This window comes from Jannaschia seosinensis (genome assembly GCF_001408515.1).
Taxonomy (GTDB): domain Bacteria; phylum Pseudomonadota; class Alphaproteobacteria; order Rhodobacterales; family Rhodobacteraceae; genus Jannaschia; species Jannaschia seosinensis.
Map to the genome: position 1 here is coordinate 1 of NZ_CYPR01000087.1, position 3,922 is coordinate 3,922.

Below are 3,922 nucleotides of genomic sequence, written 5' to 3' on the forward strand. Positions count from 1 at the left end.
CGAACCCGATCGAGAGTGTCTTCGCCACGGTCAGGAACCGGACCCGCAAAACCAAGGGCTGCCTGAACCGCAAGACCGCCCTCGCCATGGTCTTCCGACTCATGAAGTCAGCCAAGAAGAAGTGGCGGAAGATCAACGGGCCAAACCGTCTGCCCGACGTCATTCAGGGGATTGAGTTCAAGGACGGGATCAAGCAACTTCAAACCGCCGCCTGATGAGGACCGTCACCAACTTTTGGGCATATCTCTTGTCGAGATGCCGGAGGCATTCCGCCAGTTGCAGGATCAGATGCTGCGCAAGCCCGGCGGCGATCGCGAGATGGTCGAGATCCTGTCGCTGGTCCTGCATCACGATGAACAGGCGGTGCTGTGCGCCGTGGAAATGGCGCTGGAGGCGGGCGTGCCGACCAAGACCCATGTGCTGAACCTGCTCCACAGGCTGGTGGATGGCACACCGACCGACCGGCTCGATGTGACGCCCCCTTCAAGTCTCGTTCTGACGAAGGAACCTGAGGCCAATGTCGCACGCTACGACGGACTGCGGGGAGGAACACGTCATGCGTCATGATCCCGCCGGAGCCGCCATCGTCATCATGCTGCGCAGCCTGAAGATGCCGGGCATGGCGCAGGCGGTGCATGACCTCATGGAACAAGGTGCCCCAGCGTTCGAGGTATGAGGAGGATCAGAAAACAGTCCGGGGGACTGTTTTCCCGACGATTGGATGCCGATGCTGTCGCAGTTGCTCAAGGCTGAAATGGCTGAACGCGAGGTGCGCTCCATCTCCTGTCACATGAAGGCCGCGCGCTTCCCGGCCTACAAGGACCTGTCCGGCTTCGACTTCGCCGCCAGCGAGGTCAACGAAGCCCTCGTGCGTCAACTCCATCGGTGCGAGTTCATGGACGCGGCCGAGAACGTGGTCCTGATCGGCGGCCCCGGAACCGGGAAAAGCCATGTCGCGACCGCCCTCGGCGTCCAGGCCATCGAGCATCACCGCAAACGCGTGCGCTTCTTCTCGACCGTCGAGCTGGTGAATGCGCTGGAACAGGAGAAGGCCCAGGGAAAGGCCGGCAAGATCGCCGAGGCGCTGGTGAAGACCGAATTGGTGATCCTCGACGAGCTGGGATACCTGCCGTTCAGCGCTTCCGGCGGTGCGCTGCTGTTCCACCTATTGAGCAAGCTCTACGAGCGCACCAGCGTGGTCATCACCACCAACCTGAGCTTCAGCGAGTGGGCGAGCGTCTTCGGTGATGCCAAGATGACCACAGCCTTGCTCGATCGCCTCACCCATCGCTGCCACATCTTGGAGACCGGCAACGACAGCTACCGCTTCAAGGCAAGCTCCGAGACAGCGAAGAAGAAACGGAAGGAGACAGCAGTATTGACCCCATCATGAACCAACAACCATAACTACCGGGCGGGTCAGATCTCGGTGACAATGCCGGGTCAGTTCTCAGTGACATCCAACACTCGGGGTGACGGACACGCGGATGGACGACTTGGTCGCGATGGCATTGCGAGACCCGTCATGCGGCGGAAACCCGGTGGAGTTGACCGAAAGCAACCTTCGCGATCTATTCCAAGCGGCACTTTAGCCGACGATCTGGAAGGAGGCCTGCTGGTGACAGGTCGCTGAAGTACTACGCTGGTAGAAACGCTCTTTTGGTTGGGTGACTGGATCCTGGTCCGATGCCCGAAATTCTAAGCACGTCGTCGCTCTTGGGAGTGTCGCCAGCAACTTTGGCAGCCTCGCAAAATGCGCATTAGCAATTCCCCACAGCCATCGGCCGCCTCAGCTCGATCTGCTCGTAGTAGCGGATGGTCTTCGGTTACATGCTCGGGGTGCGCAGGAGGTTTCCGGCAGTCATGCGGCCTCCTTCAGTCGGACGACGGGAAACCGGCGGGGCGGGAACCACAGCCCGGCGGCGGCCCGGCCCGCCGCTCCAGCGCGATCACGCGTGCAAACATGGCCTCGCTCACGTCGCCCTCAATGACCGTACGCCCTACGACGATCGCGGGGGTGCCCGGAAAGGCGAATATCTCCCGCAGGGCGAGGCTCCGGGCGATGCGCGACGCGACCTCGGAGCCCTTCATGTCGGCCACAAAGCGTTCACGGTCGAGCCCGAGGTCGCCGGCTATCGCGTCAATATAGGCCTGATTCGCCCGGAACGGGTTGCCCATGAGCCGCTTGTGGAAAGCCATGTAGGCGCCCTGCCGATCGGCGGCCAATGCGGCGCGCGCAGCCAAATGCGACGTCTCGCCGAGGATTGGCAGCTCGTGCCAGGTGATCCGGGCCGTGCCGTCCAGAACCGCATCCGCCTCCGCCAGCCGACGCGTTGTCACCCGACAGATCGGGCAGTTGTAGTCCGAGAATGATGCGATCGGCACCACCCCGGAATCCCTTGTCCAGCCATTGAACAGGCTTGCGCAGAGGTCGGCCTCGACGGCCGCCACTGCGGCGGGATCGGGGCGGTCATCTGTCGCGGCGCCGAGGCCGACAAAGGGGTCGAACCCGCCGCCGCTGGTGGCGCCGCCTGCCATGCGGCGGAAGCCCGCCGGGCGACCGATGGGATCAAAAGCGAGCTCGACCTCGCGCTGCAGGAGAGACACGCCCGTGCGCACGGCGAGGTAGCCGCCGCTAAGAACCGCCCCCAGAACCAGAAAATCGCGTCGAGACCCGGCCATCAGGCGCGCCGGCCGGAGCGTTGCAAACGGTCCGGACGGATCATCGCGAGCCCCGTTTTGGCTGGCCGCGACGCCATAGCGGGGACGAATGGCTCCGCGCCTCCGGCGGCGGGCACGTCGAACTCGACCCGCGCCGTTTTCGTGGCGCCGTTAAGTGCCGCTGACCGGGCGCCGGGTATGGAGGCCAGCACAGGTTCGGCGCCGCCCACATAGGATGCAAAGCTTAGGTTGGTCACAAACAAATCAGAGGACATCGCGCGGGCTCCGGAGTGTGTTTGGAGACGTAGGTGGGGGTGCCAGTGGGGGGAAGGTCAAGGGCGCGGGGAAAGCTGGTCTCTCTCCCGGTGACCTACCAGCGTTGGCCCGCACTTGAGCTCTGAAACTAGGGAGGTTCCCATGCGGCACCACGTCCACAACTTGAGGTGTGGCCTTTGCCGCGCCACCATCCCGACTTGCGGTCGCTGCTGCGGGCAACTCGGCCGGCTTTTCCATCCATGCGGGGTCCCGTCCCGCCGAGACAGAAATAACGCGCCATTCGGACATGACGCCCGCCGCCTAACCCCTGAAATCAGCCTGCGGACTCTCCGAAAGGTTGTAGGAGAACTGTTGCTTAGGTTAAATTGTGCGTAAGCGGGAGCTGGGCCCCACATTGGTTTCAGCTTGACGGATTGAAGTTCCAGGGGAGGAGTTCGTCGATCCGGCTCTTGGGGTGCCCGTCCGCGATCGCCTCCAAGGTGGCCTTTAGATAGGCGAAGGGTTCGACGCCGTTGATCTTCGCGGTCTCGATGAGAGACGCGATGCGCCCCCAAGCCTTCCCACCTTCGTCGTGCCCGGCGAAGAGCGCGTTTTTCCTGTTCAGAGCGATCGGGCGGATGAGGTTTTCGACGCCGTTGGAGTCGATCTCGACGCGCCCATCCCGAAGGAAGGTCTGCAGTCCATCCCAGTGGTAGTGGATGTAGGCGAGCTTCTCGCCGAGACGCGATTTGGCGGAGACACGCAGGCGCTGCTCTTGCAGCCATTCGCCAAAGGCGGCGACAAGCGGCGCCGTTCGTGTCTGCCGAGCCGAGAGCCGCTGACCGGGTCTCATGCCGCGGATCTCAGCCTCGACCTTGTAGAACTCGGCAATGCGGCGCAGGCCTTCGGCCGCGATCTCGGAGCCGTCGCGATCGAACACTTCCTTCAGCTTGCGCCGGGCGTGCGCCCAGCAATACGCCACGCGGATCGGCTCACCGCCTTTGCG

The 3,922-nt window shown here is 63.3% G+C and carries 2 protein-coding genes and 4 pseudogenes; 4 read left to right on the forward strand and 2 right to left on the reverse strand.

Annotation, left to right across the window (positions count from 1 at the left end):
* The 4 pseudogenes from JSE7799_RS07185 to JSE7799_RS21635 all read left to right on the forward strand — a co-directional run.
* Positions 1-215: pseudogene (locus JSE7799_RS07185) on the forward strand (IS256 family transposase); the annotation flags it as partial.
* Between the two features lie 22 nt (positions 216-237).
* Positions 238-567: pseudogene (locus JSE7799_RS07190) on the forward strand (IS21 family transposase); the annotation flags it as partial.
* Positions 568-730: 163 nt separating this feature from the next.
* A pseudogene (istB, locus tag JSE7799_RS07195) lies at positions 731-1,393 on the forward strand (IS21-like element helper ATPase IstB); the annotation flags it as partial.
* A 73-nt stretch (positions 1,394-1,466) separates the two neighbouring features.
* Positions 1,467-1,592, forward strand: a pseudogene (locus tag JSE7799_RS21635) (iron-containing alcohol dehydrogenase); the annotation flags it as partial.
* Positions 1,593-1,875: 283 nt separating this feature from the next.
* Here the strand turns inward: JSE7799_RS21635 and JSE7799_RS07200 are convergent.
* Together JSE7799_RS07200 and tnpC are read right to left on the reverse strand one after the other, a co-directional pair.
* The gene (locus JSE7799_RS07200) at positions 1,876-2,682 is read right to left on the reverse strand and encodes a DsbA family protein (protein WP_055663014.1); all 807 of its coding nucleotides are present in this window, start codon (positions 2,680-2,682) and stop codon (positions 1,876-1,878) included.
* 655 nt (positions 2,683-3,337) lie between these two features.
* The coding region (gene tnpC, locus JSE7799_RS07210; RefSeq protein ID WP_144431603.1) for an IS66 family transposase at positions 3,338-3,922 on the reverse strand (585 nt) is incomplete at its 5' end.

Coding starts and splice junctions, on each gene's coding strand:
- JSE7799_RS07200 (WP_055663014.1), bottom strand. CDS start 2,682: ATGGCCGGGTCTCGACGCGATTTTCTGGTTCTGGGGGCGGTTCTTAGC.